Annotated in this window: 16 protein-coding genes; 7 read left to right on the top strand and 9 right to left on the bottom strand. The window is 74.3% G+C overall.

The window, feature by feature from the left end; genetic code table 11:
- Window positions 1-5: 5 nt before the first annotated feature.
- Both ACIRRS_RS27865 and ACIRRS_RS27860 read right to left on the bottom strand, forming a co-directional pair.
- Window positions 6-749, bottom strand: a complete 744-nt coding sequence (locus ACIRRS_RS27865) for a polyprenol monophosphomannose synthase (RefSeq protein WP_402976107.1) — start codon at window positions 747-749, stop codon at window positions 6-8.
- Between the two features lie 287 nt (window positions 750-1036).
- Window positions 1037-2602, bottom strand: a complete 1566-nt coding sequence (locus ACIRRS_RS27860; RefSeq protein WP_402976105.1) for a N,N-dimethylformamidase beta subunit family domain-containing protein — start codon at window positions 2600-2602, stop codon at window positions 1037-1039.
- Between the two features lie 295 nt (window positions 2603-2897).
- Here ACIRRS_RS27860 and ACIRRS_RS27855 point away from each other — a divergent pair, with 295 nt between their 5' ends.
- Window positions 2898-4838, top strand: coding sequence for an amino acid transporter (locus ACIRRS_RS27855; protein WP_402976103.1), 1941 nt, complete (start codon window positions 2898-2900; stop codon window positions 4836-4838).
- A gap of 52 nt (window positions 4839-4890) precedes the next feature.
- On the opposite strand, the gene ACIRRS_RS27850 is transcribed toward ACIRRS_RS27855, so the two are convergent.
- The 4 genes from ACIRRS_RS27850 to ACIRRS_RS27835 all read right to left on the bottom strand — a co-directional run bounded on the left by ACIRRS_RS27850 (window position 4891) and on the right by ACIRRS_RS27835 (window position 8555).
- Window positions 4891-5178, bottom strand: a complete 288-nt coding sequence (locus ACIRRS_RS27850) for a hypothetical protein (protein ID WP_402976101.1) — start codon at window positions 5176-5178, stop codon at window positions 4891-4893.
- A gap of 82 nt (window positions 5179-5260) precedes the next feature.
- Complete coding sequence (locus ACIRRS_RS27845) at window positions 5261-5530, bottom strand: GlsB/YeaQ/YmgE family stress response membrane protein (RefSeq protein ID WP_402976099.1); 270 nt, start codon at window positions 5528-5530, stop codon at window positions 5261-5263.
- 191 nt (window positions 5531-5721) lie between these two features.
- Window positions 5722-6564: a HEAT repeat domain-containing protein gene (locus tag ACIRRS_RS27840; protein WP_402976097.1), complete on the bottom strand. Its 843-nt coding sequence runs from the start codon at window positions 6562-6564 to the stop codon at window positions 5722-5724.
- 116 nt (window positions 6565-6680) lie between these two features.
- Window positions 6681-8555, bottom strand: a complete 1875-nt coding sequence (locus ACIRRS_RS27835) for a hypothetical protein (protein ID WP_402976095.1) — start codon at window positions 8553-8555, stop codon at window positions 6681-6683.
- 265 nt (window positions 8556-8820) lie between these two features.
- Between ACIRRS_RS27835 and ACIRRS_RS27830 the strand changes: the two genes are divergently transcribed.
- Window positions 8821-9450: a CBS domain-containing protein gene (locus ACIRRS_RS27830; RefSeq protein ID WP_402976093.1), complete on the top strand. Its 630-nt coding sequence runs from the start codon at window positions 8821-8823 to the stop codon at window positions 9448-9450.
- Between the two features lie 151 nt (window positions 9451-9601).
- The gene (locus tag ACIRRS_RS27825) at window positions 9602-10252 is read left to right on the top strand and encodes a beta-glucanase (RefSeq protein WP_402976091.1); all 651 of its coding nucleotides are present in this window, start codon (window positions 9602-9604) and stop codon (window positions 10250-10252) included.
- Window positions 10253-10298: 46 nt separating this feature from the next.
- On the opposite strand, the gene ACIRRS_RS27820 is transcribed toward ACIRRS_RS27825, so the two are convergent.
- On the bottom strand, window positions 10299-10670 hold the full coding sequence (locus tag ACIRRS_RS27820) for a hypothetical protein (RefSeq protein ID WP_402976089.1): 372 nt from the start codon (window positions 10668-10670) through the stop codon (window positions 10299-10301).
- A 161-nt stretch (window positions 10671-10831) separates the two neighbouring features.
- Here ACIRRS_RS27820 and ACIRRS_RS27815 point away from each other — a divergent pair, with 161 nt between their 5' ends.
- Complete coding sequence (locus tag ACIRRS_RS27815) at window positions 10832-11206, top strand: SHOCT domain-containing protein (protein WP_402976087.1); 375 nt, start codon at window positions 10832-10834, stop codon at window positions 11204-11206.
- Window positions 11207-11230: 24 nt separating this feature from the next.
- Here the strand turns inward: ACIRRS_RS27815 and ACIRRS_RS27810 are convergent, their stop codons facing one another.
- Window positions 11231-11641: an organic hydroperoxide resistance protein gene (locus tag ACIRRS_RS27810; RefSeq protein ID WP_402976085.1), complete on the bottom strand. Its 411-nt coding sequence runs from the start codon at window positions 11639-11641 to the stop codon at window positions 11231-11233.
- Between the two features lie 135 nt (window positions 11642-11776).
- Between ACIRRS_RS27810 and ACIRRS_RS27805 the strand changes: the two genes are divergently transcribed.
- From ACIRRS_RS27805 to ACIRRS_RS27795, 3 genes are all read left to right on the top strand, one after another.
- Window positions 11777-12250 (top strand): MarR family winged helix-turn-helix transcriptional regulator, encoded by a 474-nt coding sequence (locus ACIRRS_RS27805; RefSeq protein WP_402976083.1) that lies wholly within the window; start codon window positions 11777-11779, stop codon window positions 12248-12250.
- Between the two features lie 282 nt (window positions 12251-12532).
- The gene (locus ACIRRS_RS27800) at window positions 12533-13102 is read left to right on the top strand and encodes an RNA polymerase sigma factor (protein ID WP_402976081.1); all 570 of its coding nucleotides are present in this window, start codon (window positions 12533-12535) and stop codon (window positions 13100-13102) included.
- Complete coding sequence (locus ACIRRS_RS27795; protein WP_402976079.1) at window positions 13099-13866, top strand: hypothetical protein; 768 nt, start codon at window positions 13099-13101, stop codon at window positions 13864-13866. Before ACIRRS_RS27800 ends, ACIRRS_RS27795 begins: the two co-directional genes overlap by 4 nt.
- A gap of 225 nt (window positions 13867-14091) precedes the next feature.
- On the opposite strand, the gene argG is transcribed toward ACIRRS_RS27795, so the two are convergent.
- Window positions 14092-15504 (bottom strand): argininosuccinate synthase, encoded by a 1413-nt coding sequence (gene argG / locus ACIRRS_RS27790; protein ID WP_402976077.1) that lies wholly within the window; start codon window positions 15502-15504, stop codon window positions 14092-14094.
- Window positions 15505-15630: the final 126 nt, after the last annotated feature.

Here is a 15630-nt window from a genome sequence, read left to right as displayed (position 1 = left end):
CGTGTTCAGGCCTTGGGCTCGTCGCGGTCGAAACGCAGCTTCCACGGCGCCAGCGCCGACTCGACCTGCACCCCGAGGCTCATCTTCGACATCCCCTCGACCCGCTCCTCGAAGCGGATCGGCACCTCGCGGATGGACAGCCCCCGCTTGATCACCCGGTAGTTCATCTCGACCTGGAACGAGTAGCCGTTGCTCTGCACCGTCGGCAGGTCGATCGCCCGCAGGGTGCTCGCCCGCCAGGCCTTGAACCCGGCGGTCGCGTCCCGGACGCCCAGGCCCAGGATGGCGTTGACGTAGAAGTTGGCCCAGGAGGAGAGCGCCTTGCGGTGCCAGGGCCACTCGGAGGCCGTCGAGCCGCCGGGGACGTAGCGCGAGCCCAGCACGACGGCTGTCTCGCCGTCCTCCAGGATGCGCAGCATCTCGTGTATCGCCGAGGCGGGGTGCGAGAGGTCGGCGTCCATCTGCACGACGATGTCCGCGCCCTCGTCCAGCGCCCGGGCCATGCCGGCCAGGTAGGCGCGGCCCAGGCCGTCCTTGGTCGTGCGGTGCAGCACCCCGACGGTGCCGCCGGAGTCGGCGGCCAGCTTCTCGGCGACCTCGCCCGTGCCGTCCGGCGAGCCGTCGTCGACCACCAGGAGGTGCAGGTTGGGCACCTCGAGGTCCGCGAGGAGCCCCGCCAGGACCGGAAGGTTCTCCCTCTCGTTGTACGTGGGGACGACGACAACGACCTTGGGGGAGGCCTCGACCATGTTCTGTTTCCCTCGCACCCTCTCGGGCCGCGCCCCGGCCGCGCCGGCCGGTCACCCGCGACGGCCCGCTCCGCAGTAGACCGTGTGAGTGTATCCGCGCGCGTCACTCCCACCGACCACGGGTGCCCGCCGGGCACCGCCCGTCCCCGCCCCGGAGAGCCGTTCGACCGCGATGGGCCCTTGTGGCGTGCCGCCCCGACCTTGATCGATTTTGCATGATCTTGAACGTCCTGGACCGGCTTCGTCCTGAGGAACCGCCGCCGTGCGCCGCCGGTGTACCGGTGACCCTAGGCGCCGTAGACGGAGGCGAGGTTGTCGACGGCCGGACGGGTGTGCCCGGCCGGGCCGGCGGCGAAGGCGCGCAGCACGGTCTCGGTGACGGTGCGCACGAGGTCCCCGGCGCGGGAGTCGATGCCGTGGTCCGCCTTGCCGCCGCCCGGCCCGTGCGCGTCGAGGCTCTCGACCCAGCGCATCGTCCCGGTGGCGAAGACCCCGGCGCCGCCGGGCACCGTGTAGTAGGCCGTGTCGGCGTGGGAGCGCCGGCCCTCGCAGACGACGGGGGAGTGGGAGACCACCTCGATCGGGCGCGGGGTGGGGAAGGCGGTGTTCACCCGGTCGTACTCCACGCCGACCAGGTGCGGGAAGGACGCCCCGGCGGCCACGCCCGTCCCCGCGAAGACCCAGTGCTCCGGGGAGGTCACGACGTACGGGGCGTCCACCGGGTAGCCGTCGTAGATGACGCCGAGCATCGCGCTCTCCGGGTCGGCGCCCGGGCCCGACCGGAAGTCGGTCGTGGCGGGCGCCCCCGCCCGGTGGCCCGGGTCCTGCGCCCAGGCGTCCTTGTAGCAGACGACCGTGCGGTCCGGGCCCAGGGCGGTGGGCTCGAAGCGGACCCTGCGGAAGCAGCAGTTGGCGCCCAGGACGGCCAGGTTGGTCCCCGCGTCGCGGGCCGCGACCACGTGGGCGCGCTGCTCGGGGGACCAGTACTCGTCGTGCCCGAGCGAGAGGACGGCGCTCGCGCCGCGCAGCAGGCCGGGCTCGCGGGCCACGTCGATCCCGGTGGTGTACGCCAGGGGCAGGCCGAGCCGCTCGGCGAGCGCGATCAGCGGGGCCTCGTAGACCAGGAACAGGCCGGCGCCGTGGTCGTAGTCGTAGGGGCGGTCGAAGACGACCTGGAGCGAGCGGGTGGCGAGGGTGCCGGTGGGGCCGTTGTAGAGGCTGTAGCCGCCCCACTCGTTGTACGCCTGCCAGGTCGCCGGGGCGCTCATGACCACCGTCCGGCCGGCCGTGCTCGCGGAGCGGACGGTGAGCGGGACGTAGGAGCGGCCGGAGCCGTCCTCGGCGTCCAGGCGCAACAGGTACGCGCCCTCGGGCCAGCCGGTGGTCCCCACGGCGAGGGTGCGCTGCCAGCCGGTGAGGACGGTGCGGGTGGCCCTGTCCACCTGCGGGGCCTCCTGCCGGGTGCCGGGGACGTGCTCGCGGCGCCAGACGAGCCGGGCGCGGGCGCCGCCGTACCAGCCCGTGCGGTAGGCGGAGACGGTGAAGGCGGCGGCCGTGGTGGAGACGTGCAGGCCGAACTCCTCGCCGGGCAGCACGCTGACCCGGTCGGCGAAGCCCTCGACGGCGCCGGCCCGGCCGGGGTCGGTGATCTCCCAGTCGGGGCTGCCGGGCAGGGCGTTCTCCTGCGGGGCGCCCAGGTGGGCGGGGGCTGCCGGGCCGCCCGGGGTGCCCGCCGGGGCGGGGGTGGCGGCGAGGTGCGCGGCGGCGGCCGCCGGGTGGCGGGGGCCGCAGGAGGTGGTGGCGGCGGCCGCCAGGGCCAGGCCCAGAACGCCTCGTCGGCTCGGCTGCGCCACGGGGGCCCCTGTCGTCGGCTCGTCAATGTACTGGTGCATCCTCACCCTTTCGGAGGGTGCTTACTCCTCGCCGCGCCGGGCGTGCGGACACACGCGTGCGCCTCCCGCCACCCGAGGGGGCCGTACGGGCGTCGCCCGGGCGTGTCCGTGCGCCGGCTGCCCGGTCCCGTGACCGGCGTCACCTAGCCTGACCAGGCCCGCCGTCCGGCGGTCTGGGGGTCGGGAGCCGTGGTGCGGCCGGCCGGAGTCGTGGACAGGGGTGCACGTGGTCTCGTCGGGTTCGGCCGAACCGGGGATGGCGTCTTCGACGCGACGGGAGCGCTTCCGGGAGTGGATGCTCGAAGGCCTCTCCGACATGGCCAAACAGCACCCCGGCCCGCACGCGCAGGCCCCGAAGGAGAAGGGCCAGCGGTGGTGGCGGGTCATGTGCCTGACCGGCCTCGACTACTTCTCCACCCTCGGCTACCAGCCCGGCATCGCCGCTCTCGCGGCCGGCCTGGTCTCCCCGCTGGCGACGATCGTCCTGGTGGTCGTCACCCTCTTCGGCGCGCTGCCCGTCTACCGGCGCGTCGCCCAGGAGAGCCCGCACGGCGAGGGCTCGATCGCGATGCTGGAACGGCTGCTCTCCTTCTGGCAGGGCAAGCTCTTCGTCCTCACCCTGCTCGGCTTCGCGGCCACCGACTTCATGATCACCATCACCCTCTCCGCCGCCGACGCCACCGCGCACCTGGTCGAGAACCCGCACCTGCACAGCGCCCTGTCGGGCAAGCAGGTCATGCTGACGCTGATCATGGTCGCGCTGCTGGGCGCGGTGTTCCTCAAGGGCTTCAGCGAGGCGATCGGCCTGGCCGTCGTCCTGGTCGCCGTCTACCTGGCGCTCAACGTGGTGGTCGTGGCCAACGGCCTCTGGCACGTGTTCCAGCACCCGCACGTCTTCCACGACTGGACGAGCGCCCTCACCGTCGAGCACGGCAACGCCGTCGCGATGATCGGCGTCGCCCTGATCGTCTTCCCCAAACTGGCCCTGGGCCTGTCCGGCTTCGAGACCGGTGTCGCCGTCATGCCGCACATCGAGGGGGACCCGGACGACACCGAGGAGAAGCCCACCGGCCGCATCCGCGGCGCCCGCAAGCTGCTCACCACCGCCGCCGTGATCATGAGCTGCTTCCTGATCACCACCAGCTTCATCACCACGCTGCTCATCCCCGCCGACCAGTTCAGGACGGGCGGTCAGGCCAACGGCCGGGCGCTCGCCTTCCTCGCCCACGAGTACCTCGGCAGCACCTTCGGCAGCGTCTACGACCTCTCCACCATCGCCATCCTCTGGTTCGCCGGCGCCTCCGCGATGGCCGGACTGCTCAACCTGATGCCGCGCTACCTCCCGCGCTACGGCATGGCCCCGCACTGGGCGCGGGCCGTACGGCCCACCGTCATCGTGCTCACCCTGATCGCCTTCCTGGTCACCTGGATCTTCAACGCGGACGTGGACGCCCAGGGCGGCGCCTACGCGACCGGTGTGCTGGTGCTGATCAGCTCGGCCGCCATCGCCGTCACCATCGCCGCCCACAAGGCCGGGCAGCGCAACTGGACCATCGGCTTCGCCGTGATCGCCGCCGTGTTCCTCTACACCACGGCCGTGAACATCGCCGAGCGGCCCGACGGCGTGAAGATCGGCGCCTGCTTCATCGCGGGCATCATGCTGGTCTCCTTCCTGTCCCGCCTCAAGCGGGCCTTCGAACTGCGCGTCACCGACGTGGTGCTGGACGCCACGGCGGAGCGCTTCGTCCGCGACTACCAGCACCGGCCGATGCGGCTGATCGCCAACGAGCCGAACAACCGGGACCTCGCCGAGTACCGCGACAAGCTCCACCAGATGCGCAAGGACAACGACATCCCGGCCGAGGACGACCTCGTCTTCGTCGAGGTCACCGTGCTCGACCCCTCCGACTTCGAGGCCGAACTGACCGTGCGCGGCGAGGTGTTGCACGAGCGCTACCGGGTGCTGTCGCTGCAGAGCTCCAGCGTCCCCAACGCGCTGGCCGCCCTGCTGCTCCAGGTACGCGACCTCACCGGGCAGCAGCCGCACATCTACTTCGAGTGGACGGAGGGCAACCCCTTCGCCCAGTTCCTGCGGTTCTTCCTGTTCGGGCAGGGCGAGATCGCCCCCGTCACCCGCGAGGTGCTGCGCGAGGCCGAGCCGGACCGCCGCCGCCGTCCGGCCGTGCACGTGGGCTGACACGGGGCGCGGCAGCGGGTCGGTGGGTCAGCGGGTCGGGTGGGGCAGCGGGTCAGCAGCGGAAGGACGCCTCGTCGCCGCGTATGTGGAGCAGGAAGCCGTCCACCGGGCCGCTGGGGGCGGCCAGGGTGAGGGACTCCTCGATCGGGTCGTAGGCGCGCTCGAAGCCCTCGTAGTCCTCGGCGTCGACCAGGGCGGCCGATTCGTCGAACCAGGGCTTGACCTCGGCGAATCCGGGTGAGGGCGTGAACCGGCCGCGCTGCCAGGGCATGTCCGGGTCGTCGACGGCGATCTCGCCGAGCAACTCGCTGCCGCGCAACAGCTGCCACGTCCCGTTCATCGGCATCGTGCACCTCCCTCGGAGCCCGTTCGTCAGGCTCCGAGGGAGTCTTGCACGTGCCACTGACAATCGGGCCGGGCGTTCAGCGCCTGGGGTGGGACCTGGCCCAGGCCGGTGCGACGAAGGCCACCAGGGCCACGGCGAAGCCGATTTGGAGGAAGTGGCGGATCCAGTCGACGCCCGAGGTGTGCCGGACGCCGATCCAGCCGGAGACGGCGTTGCCGAGCAGGGCGCCGCCGGCGCCGAGCAGCATGGTGAGCCACCAGGGGATCGACTGCGGCCCGCGCAGGATCAACTTGGCGATCACGCCGAGCACGAAGCCGATGAGCAGAATCCAGAGGAGCTGGAACATCGCGGTCCACCTTCCCGGCGGCGCCCGGGGGGCGCTGTCGAAGGGCGCCCGGCGGGCCGGATCGCCGAAGACGCGGTTCGTCCCATGATCGCCCCGGTGCGCCGAACGGGCACGTCGGGGAGACGGCCGTCACGCACCGTCGCGGTAGCCCGATCCGTGGGGCCGCCGCCCGCCCGTTCGCCTACGGTCCGTCACAGGTCCCGGACCGTCTCGACGGCGGCGCGCACCGTCGCGTCCCGGTCGCCCGCCAGCACGTCGAGCAGCGCGGCGACCCCCGGGGTGGACCACTGGTGGACCGCCCGGACGAGCGCCCGCCGCACCTCGCGGTCCGGGTGGCCCGCGAGCCGGGCGAGCTCCTCCACCGGGCCCCGGCGCCGGCGCAGGTTGAACCAGTGCAGGGCCTCGCGCAGCGCCTGCGCGTCGCCCGGATCGGTTGCCGAAGGGTCGCCGTCGGGAGCGCGGAACGCGGGCCAGGCGGCCTCGATCCGGGCGAGCAGCACGCGCGCCGGCGGCGGCGGGCCGTCCAACGGGTGCGGATGCCGCTCGCGCAGCCGCCGGTCGCCGTAGTTCCCGTACGGGCGGCAGCCCTGGCAGAGGCAGGGCCGGGTGCCGTGCGCGTTCGGGACGTAGCGCCAGCCCGCGACCTGCGGCACGGAGCGGATGCGGTGCACCTCCCGGGCGGTCACCGCGCGGGGCAGGAGCACCTCCCAGCCGCGCGGGTCCGCCAGGGCGGCGATCCGGGCGACGGCCTCGCCGGCGGGGGTCCACTTCTGGCGGTCCCTCCACTTGTCGCCGTAGTGGCCGACCAGCACCTGCTCGTCGTCGTCCAGCCGGACGTGCACGGCGACCAGCGCGCCCTTGGGGCCGAACCGGGCCAGCTCGCGCAGCCACTGGTGGGTGAGCGTGTACGAGGGCAGCACCGGGAAGAGGTAGACGCCCCGGACGCCGCTCTGGCCCGGGCTGGCGGCCCGGACGCCGGCCCGGCGGATGCGCGGCGCGGTGGCCGCGGAGGTCAGGTGGACGAACATCGCCATGGCGGCCGATGGTAGCGCCCGGGGCGGGCGGGGGCGCAGCCGTTTTCGCCGCCGCCCCTGAGCGGTCAGGGGCCGGGCGGTGGGCGGGAGTTGGACTGATCGATGTGGCGAAGGGCTCAACGCTGCGCGGTGATCCGGGTGCCGCCGTCGAGCACGGCCTCGACCTGGACGGGTCCGCGGGCGGGGCGTTCGAGGGCGAGCACGTGGTCCGGGGCGGGGCGTTCGAGGGACCAGTCGGGGCCCTTGACGGCGAACCGGGCGGCCCGGCGGCTGCCCGCCAGGAGCAGGTAGTCCGCGCCCTGCGGGGAGCACCACCAGGCCCAGGCCGCCACCTCCGGCTCGTAGCGGCTGCACGCCCGGCCCTGGCCGCCGCCGGTGCGCTGCGCGCTGCGGGCGGTCGGCAGCAGGACGGCGGTGGCGGCGCTGCCCTCGCCGTTCCAGCGGTCGGCGCGCAGGCAGTACCAGGCGGCCGGGCCCGCGTTCTGGGGGAGCTGCTGGGCGGCGAAGGCCCACAGGCTCAGCTGCCGTACGCCCGGGGTGCCGTCGGGCAGGGCGCAGCCGGCGCGGGCCCAGGCCTGGAGGGCGTCCTGGGCGACGGCCTCGCGCGGGCCGGTGTCGGGCTGCGGGGGCTGGTTGCGGTCGAGCGGGGGCGTCCAGGTGAGGTGGGCGGGCACCAGGCCGCCGAGGTCGGCCAGCAGGAAGGCGCCGCGGTCGGCGAGCACCGCGGAGGTGCGCAGTTGGAGCGCGGTGGCGCCGTGGCAGTCGGCGAGCCCGCCGCCCGGTGCGGGGGCGGTGATCCCGTCCGGGTGCTCCAACGGGTGGGCGGGGGCGTCGGGCTGGTCGATCCGGCGGGTGTCCGCCTCCTCCACCCAGGGGGCGAGCAGGTAGCGGACGGTGGGGCCCTGGCGGCGCAGCACCAGGGCGCCCGCCGTCGCGGGGTCGGCGCCGTCGGCGCGGGCGAGGTCCATTGCGCCGCCGGGCCCGTCCTCGTACCGGGCGAGGCGCCGCCCGTCGTACAGGACGACCACGCCCGTGCCGTCCACCGTCCCGGCGTAGAGCAGGTGGGGCGGCGCGGCGGGCGGGGCGGTTTCGGTGCCCGGTTCGGCGCGGAGTCGCGGGCCGGGTGCGCCCCAGGCGGTCAGGGCGCGGTCGAGCAGGGGCCCGTCCTCGCGGCGGTCGCCCCGGGCGGGCCAGACGTCGAAGTCGACCCGGGTGGTGTGCTGCCAGGCGTCCGGCGCGACCTGGACGAGGCGCGCCCGGTCCACCGCGGTGCCGGGGGCCGCTCCGGTGTGCGGCGCGGCGGCGGGCGCGGAGTCGCCGAGCACGGCGGCGGTGGTGGTCAGCCCGAGCACCGCCACGGCAAGCGCGGCGGTCAGGGTGCGGCGGCGGCGCAGCAGGTCGGTGGGCTGGACCCGGACGGCGCAGGGGTCGAAGGCGGGCGGCTCGGCCGACGGGCCCTCGGGGAGGCCGGCCGCGGCGGCGACGGCCTCCTCGGCCCGTTCGACCCCCGCCGCGCGCAGCACCTCGGCGGCGGCCTCCGGCGCGAGGCCCTCGACGGCGCGCAGGGCGTACGCGGCCCGCGCCGGGGCGTCCAGGGCGGCGAGCGCGTGGTCGAGCGCCGCGTCCTCCCCGCCGCCGTGCGGGGTGAACAGCCGCAGGCCCCACACCCGGGGCGCCGGCAGCAGCCGGTGCGCCAGGTGCGGGCGCAGGGCTGCGCGCAGCACGCGGTGGCGCAGGCGGGTGTACTCCTCCCCCTCCTCCGCCGCGGCGGTCCGGTCGGCGCGCCGGGGCCAGGGCGGGGGCAGCGCCCGCTGGACGGCGGCGTGGGCGGCGAGCACCCGGGTGTGCCGGTCGCGGTCGGCGGGCAGCGCCAGGTAGGCGAGGCGCACCAGCCTGCGGTAGTGGCGCACCAGCGCGGCCTCCGCCAGCGCCACCGGCCGCTGCGAGGCGCCCCGTCGCCGCCAGGCCGCGCCCACCGTCCGTGCTGCCAACGGGCCCTCCCGGTGCCGTCCGTGCTGTCGTGGTGGACGGTCCAACGAGTCGATCATGTGATGGTTGCGCCGTCCGGAGGGTGTTCCGTCGGTTTCCCGTCAGAGTCCCCGGGCCGAAGGTCCCACCCGTTCGGCCCCATGGACCCTGGCTTTACGGCCCGCCGGGCGCGATGCTGCGGGTACCGACCGGGACGATCCGCACCCGGTGGGCCCAGCGTGGTGGACGAGGTGAACCGGCGTGCGGCATGCCACCGTCGAATCAGTGATGACCAGCCCCGTGGTCCGGGTCGCTCCCGAGACCGGCTTCCGGGAGATCGTGGCGTTGCTGACCGAGTACGACATCACCGGCGTTCCGGTGGTCGACCCGGACGGCCGGCCGCTCGGGGTGGTCTCCGAGGCCGACCTGCTGCGGACCCTGGCCGCGCAGGAGGACCCGCACAGCCTGCTTCCCGCCCCCGAGCCCGCACGGGTCGGCGAGGGCGGCTCGGTCACGGCCGCCGACCTGATGACGGCCCAGCCGGTCTGCACCACGCCCGACACGAGCGTCGTCGCGGCGGCGCGGCTGATGAGCCGGCACGGCCTCAAGCGGCTGCCCGTCCTGGACACGGACGGGCGGGTGGTCGGCATGGTCAGCCGGGGGGACCTGCTGCGGGTCTTCCTGCGCGAGGACGTGGTGATCCGGCGGGAGATCGTCGAGGAGGTGCTCGGCCGGATCGAGGGGGTCAGCCCGGCGCAGGTCGGGGTGGAGGTCATCCAGGGCCGGGTGGTGCTCAGCGGCACCGTCCCCGAACCGCACCTGGTGCCGATCGTGCTCAACCTGTGCCGGTCGGTGGACGGCGTGATCTCGGTGACCGACCGCCTGGAGGCCGGCGGGGCGCCGTCACCGGTCGGCTGACCAGGGGAGCGGCCCGGGGGATCGGCCCCGGAGATGGCCCCGCGCCGGGTCCGGGTGATCCCGTTCGCATACTGCGGAGCGTATCGGGTAACTCACTCTGTGTGCCCGGCTCCGCAGACTGCCGGGACTCCGGAGCTTCGGGGAGGCGGCCGTGACAGTCGTGTTCGACGCGGACTTCACTTCGACCAGGCAGTGGATCGCCGGGCGCACCAGCGCATACCCGAGAATGGGCCCGACCAATCGGAGCGACCACAAACTCGACTTCCTCAGCCGCGACCACTGCCCCGGCGGCGTGTTCACCGCCTCCCGGCGGCGTACGGGCGGGCTCTGGACCTGCAACCTGCTCACCACCGAGGGCAGTCCGGACGGCTTCCAACTGCGCACCGGGGACGTGCTGTCGGCGCGGGTGACGCTGCCCGCCGAACTCGGCGCCTGGCCCGCGATCTGGACCTGGCGCGACGGCGGCAACGAGGTGGACGTCTTCGAGTACCACCCCGACAACCCCGACCTGCTGGAGATCTCCAACCACGTGCGCGGGGGCTTCCGTTACTGGCACGGCGGCGGCTCCGGCGTCGCCCCGGGCGCCACCATCGGCCTGCGCGTGGCCCTCGGCTCGCACTCGGTGGACTGGTACGTGGAGGACGAACTCGTCTACGCGGACCTGCACGGCGTCGGCGCCGCCTGGCACGCCTACCTGATCGTCAACCTCTCGGTGGCGGACGGGACGTACCACGACCGCCCGCCGCTGGACGGGCCGGACCGGCTCAGCTGGGTCTGCCACAGCCTCCAGGTGGAGCGCTGAACCACCCTTCGCCCAGGGCTCGTTGGGGTGGCCGCCCCGGCGGGCCCTACGAAGGGAACAGGGCGGTGATCGGACCGTGCGGTCCCGAGCGGCGGAACCAGACCGTGCGGCGGTGGGGGCCGATGTGGGCGGGGTCCGTCTCGTACAGGTCGTCGCGCGGGGCGGCCTCGTTGCCGGGGGCGAGGGCCGCGTCGACGGCCTGGGCGGCGAGCTCGCGCAGCAGCGCGGCGGCCGTGGCCTCGGCGGCGTTCGGCGCTATGGCCAGGGCGGACAGCTCGGCCCACAGCGGGGTGGAGACGTAGGAGACCGGCGAGCCGCCCAGCGTCGGGTGCCGGGTCGGGTCCTCGTGGCGGCGCAGCAGTCCGGCGGCGACGAGCCGCTCGGGGGAGCGGTCGTCGGCGGGCGGGTGGTGGGCCATGGTGGGCACGCTACCCCGGCCGGAGGGCCCGCCCGGTGCCGGAACGATTTCTCAGGCTTTCCTCAGGTCTCCCGGGTCGCTCCGGCCGCTGACGGGCGCAGGATGGTGGTAAGGCGCTGATCGCCTCGGCGGGCCCGAAGGGGCCGGAGGAGGAGGTCCTGATGAGGCACGGGCACTGGCACGGATACGGACGCGGGTTCGACCACGGGCTGGGCGGCTGGGGCATCGGGATGGTGGTGGTCGGCTCGCTCCTGGTCCTTCTGCTGGTCCTGCTCGCCGTCGTCCTGCTCCGTTCCGCCTCCCGGACGCGGGATCCGCTCCAGCACGGCGCGGCGGGCCCCGGACCGGCCTGGCGGCACGGTTGGACGGGCGGACCGGGCGGACCGGGCCCCGGCGGTGCGCCGCACGGGCCGACGCCGGAGCAACTGCTGGCGGAGCGGTTCGCCCGGGGCGAGATCGACGAGGAGGAGTACCGGCGACGGCTCGCCACCCTGCGCTCCGCGAACGGGCCGGGCGGCGAGCCGGGGGAGGGCTGACCTCCTGCGGCGGGGCCGGCGGGACTACTCGACGACGAGCTCGACCGGGATGTTGCCCCGGGTGGCGCGGGAGTACGGGCAGACCTCGTGCGCCTGCTTGACCAGCAGCTCGCCGGCCTCGCCCGCGAGGGACTCCGGCAGCTCGACGCGCAGCACCACGGCGAGGCCGAAGCCCGCGCCGTCCTTGCCGATGGACACCTCGGCGGTGACGGAGATCTCGCCGGTGTCCACCCGGGCCTGGCGGCCGACCAGGCCGAGGGCGCTGGCGAAGCAGGCCGCGTAGCCGGCCGCGAACAGCTGCTCGGGGTTGGTGCCGTTGCCGTCGCCGCCGAGCGCCTGGGGCATGGCGAGGGCGAGGTCCAGTCGGCCGTCGGAGCTGACGGCGCGGCCCTCGCGGCCGTTGGCGGTGGCGGCGGCGGTGTAGATCGCGTCCATGGTGCGTCCCTTCGGAAGGCTTCGTGTGGTGACGAGGACAAGTAGAGCACGCAATTGAGTTGCGCACAACTGAATGGCATGACGCTTGATCGTGCGGCACTCGATGGTGCGGCATCGATCGGTACCATGGAGGGCATGACCACGCTCCCCGGTATGGCGGACGAGGACCTGCTCCGCCTCGACCAGCAGATCTGCTTCTCGTTGAACGCGGCCTCGCGCGCCTTCGGCGGCGTCTACCGGGTGCTGCTCAAGGACCTCGGGCTCACCTACCCCCAGTACCTCGTCATGCTCGTGCTCTGGGAGGACGGCGAGGCGCCCGTCAAGCGGATCGGCGAACGGCTGCGCCTCGACTCCGGGACGCTCTCCCCGCTGCTCAAGCGGCTGGAGGCGGCCGGGCTGGTGGCTCGGGAGCGCAGCGCCGAGGACGAGCGCTCGGTGACCGTCCGCCTCACCGGGGAGGGCGCGGCCCTGCGGGAGCGCGCCGTGGAGGTGCCCCGCAGGCTGCTCGCCGCGACGGGGCTGCCCGTCGAGGACCTGGCCGCGCTGCGCGGGCTGCTGGATCGGCTGACCGCCGAGCTCGACGCGGCTGCGGTGGAGCCCGTCCCGTAGTGCGGGCCTGCCGGTGGCGCGGGGGTGGCGCGACGGCGCTTGTCAAGCCGGGCGGCCGCGTGCTGTGATCTGGGTCACGTGGCCGCGGCTCGGTGGGGGCCGATCGGGTCGAACCGCCAGGTCAGCGGCGGTGGTCGGAAACGAACGGAAACGTTCGCCAATTGTCCGCCCGATCCGGTCGACAATCCGCACCTCCCGGACGGTTACACCACGAGCCCCTCCACGGGCCGTCGGCGTGCCACCCGGTGGGCCGGCCAGTTGACCCACGAAAGGGGGACGGGTGTGAGCACCCCCGGGCCGGGTGAGGAACCGGCCCTGCGGGCGGACCCGCTCGCCGACCTTCCGGCCGACTTCGAGGCCTTCTTCACCCGCGAGAACCCCGGATACCTCCGCTACGCCCAGCAGCGCCTGCACCACCGTGAGGATGCCCAGGACGCCGTCCAGAACGCCGGCGCCACCCTGTACAAGAACTGGCGCCGCGCCCTCGCCAGCGAGGACCCGCAGGCCTTCGGCTTCAAGGTCCTCAAGGACGCGGTCGTCGACGTCCTGCGCGACCGCCGCCGCACCGAGCGCAAACGGCTGCGGGTCATCGCCCAGCGCCGCCCGGACACCAGCCAGGACGAACTGGAGGAACTCGCCGAACTCGACGCCCTCGACTGGGCCATGGACGAACTCGCGCGCGCCGCACCCGTCCAGGCCGACGTCGTCCGGCTGCGCCAGGCCGGCCTGTCCTACCCCGACATCGGACGGGCGCTCGGCATCGCCCACACCACCGCCCGCACGTACTACAGCCTCGGGCGGCGCCACCTCGAGTACCTGCTGGAACACCCGGACGACGGGGAGGCGCGATGAAGGCCGCCGAACTGCTGGACGCGCACGCCGCCGAGTTGGAACGGGAGTTCCGCGACCACGACCCGGTCGACTTCACCCGCCGGCTCGCCGAGCGCCTGGCCACCGCCCGGCGGCCCCCCGCGTCGGCGCGCGAGCGCCCGGCCCGCCCGCCGTCCGCCGCGCGGCCCGCGCACGGCTCGGCCCCGGGAGCGGGCTCGGGCAGGGGATCGGGCCCCGGCGCGGTCTCCGGACCGGCTTCCGGCGACCCGCCGGGTGGCGGCCGGCGCGCCGAGCTGCGGCGGGACCTGCGGCACCTGTGCGCGGCCGTCGCGGGCGCAGCGGAGCCGGGCGAGCTGGCCCTCGACCTCGAACTCGGCGAGAAGGCGGCCCTGCGCACCCTCGGCTGCCTGTTCTACGGCATGGGGCGCACGGGCGACGGCGTGTTCTGGTGGCGGATCGCCGCCCAGCACGGCGACCAGCTGTCCGTGCACTGCCTCGCCGTGCACTACGCCGCCGAGGGCGAGGCCGGCGACGCCGCCCGCTGGGCCGTCCAGGCGCAGGACCTCAGTGCGCCGGGCCGACTGCCCGACCTGGCTCCCGACGCCCGCCCCGGCGGCACCGCCCGGCTGGCCCGCCTGCTGGCGGAGCACTACGACGGCGAGATCCTGCTGACGCTGCGGGACGCGGTCGCGGCCCGGCAGCGGGCCGGGGCCGCCGCCGCGCTCGGCGACGCCCGGCTGGGCGTGCGCGCAGTCCGGGGGCGGGGCGTGGTGCGGATACGGTGACGGGCGCCGTGTGTGCTGCTCGGGCTGCTCGGGCCGGTTGGGCGGCGTGCGCAGCAACGGCCGGGGCGGCGCGGTGCTCGGGCGCCCAGAGCGGACAGGCCCGGCGACGGGGCCGGGGGAACGGCCGGGGCCGCTGTACCCAAGGGTGGGTACAGCGCCCCGGCGCGCAGGGGGCAGGCTCCGGCCGGAGCCGCGGTGGACAGCTCCGGCCGGGCCGTCAGGGGATCAGTCCGTGCCGGACTCGATCGCGGCGTGGTCCAGGGCGCTGGACTCCGCCTCGTCGCCCGTGCCGGCCGCGATCGGCGCCGCGCCGCCCGGGGCGAGCTCGCCGATCAGCCCGGTCCACGGCGCCAGCTGGCCGTGGACGGCGTACTGCTCCAGCTTGCTGCGGGAGTCGGCGATGTCCAGGTTGCGCATGGTCAGCTGACCGATCCGGTCGTCCGGGACGAACGCGGCGTCCACGCTGCGCTCCATCGACAGCTTCTCCGGGTGGTAGCTGAAGTGCGGGCCCTGGGTGTCGATCACCGAGTAGTCCTGGCCCCGCCGCAGCCGCAGCGTGACGCTGCCGGTGACGCCGTGGCCGACCCACTTCTGCAGGCTGTCGCGCAGCATCAGCGCCTGCGGGTCGAACCAGCGGCCCTCGTACATCAGCCGACCGAGCCGCCGGCCCTGGGTGTGGTACGTGGCGAGGGTGTCCTCGTTGTGGATGGCGTTGAGCAGCCGCTCGTAGGCGATGTGCAGCAGCGCCATGCCGGGGGCCTCGTAGATGCCCCGGCTCTTGGCCTCGATGATCCGGTTCTCGATCTGGTCCGACATGCCGAGGCCGTGCCGACCGCCGATGGTGTTGGCCTCGTGCACCAGCGCCACGTCGTCGGCGAACGCCTGGCCGTTGATCCGGACGGGCCGGCCGAACTCGAACTCGACGGTGACGTCCTCGGTCGCGATCTCGACCGACGGGTCCCAGAAGGCCACGCCCATGATCGGGCTGACGATCTCCATCGAGGTGTCCAGGTACTCCAGCCGCTTGGCCTCGTGGGTGGCGCCCCAGATGTTGGCGTCGGTGGAGTAGGCCTTCTCGGCGGAGTCCCGGTAGGGGAGGTCGCGCTCGGAGAGCCAGGCGGACATCTCCTTGCGGCCGCCGAGCTCGGTGACGAAGGCCGAGTCCAGCCACGGCTTGTAGATCCGCAGGCTGGGGTTGGCGAGCAGGCCGTAGCGGTAGAACCGCTCGATGTCGTTGCCCTTGTAGGTGGAGCCGTCGCCCCAGATCGAGACCTCGTCCTCCTGCATGGCGCGCACCAGGAGGGTGCCGGTCACGGCCCGGCCGAGCGGGGTGGTGTTGAAGTACGTCTGCCCGGCGGAGCGGATGTGGAAGGCGCCGCAGGCGAGGGCGGCGAGGCCCTCCTCGACCAGGGCGGCCCGGCAGTCCACCAGCCGGGCCTGCTCGGCGCCGTAGGCGCGGCCACGGGCCGGGACGTCGGCCAGGTTCGGCTCGTCGTACTGGCCGATGTCGGCCGTGTAGGCGAACGGGACGGCGCCGTGCTCGCGCATCCACGCGACGGCCACCGAGGTGTCCAGACCACCGGAGAATGCGATGCCGATCTTCTCTCCGACCGGCAGCTTGCTCAAGACCTTCGACATGGGTGCACCCTTGACCCGCGGGGAGCGGGCTCCTGACTCAGCGATGTTGACTAGCGACTGTGGGGATCTCGATGTATCCGATGCCCGTACTCTGGCATAAATTTGCAGAGTTCCGCAAGACAATAC

Origin of the sequence: Kitasatospora sp. NPDC101183 (assembly GCF_044767945.1) — a bacterium.
Lineage (GTDB): Bacteria > Actinomycetota > Actinomycetes > Streptomycetales > Streptomycetaceae > Kitasatospora.
This window is presented reverse-complemented; position numbering and strand designations above follow the sequence as displayed.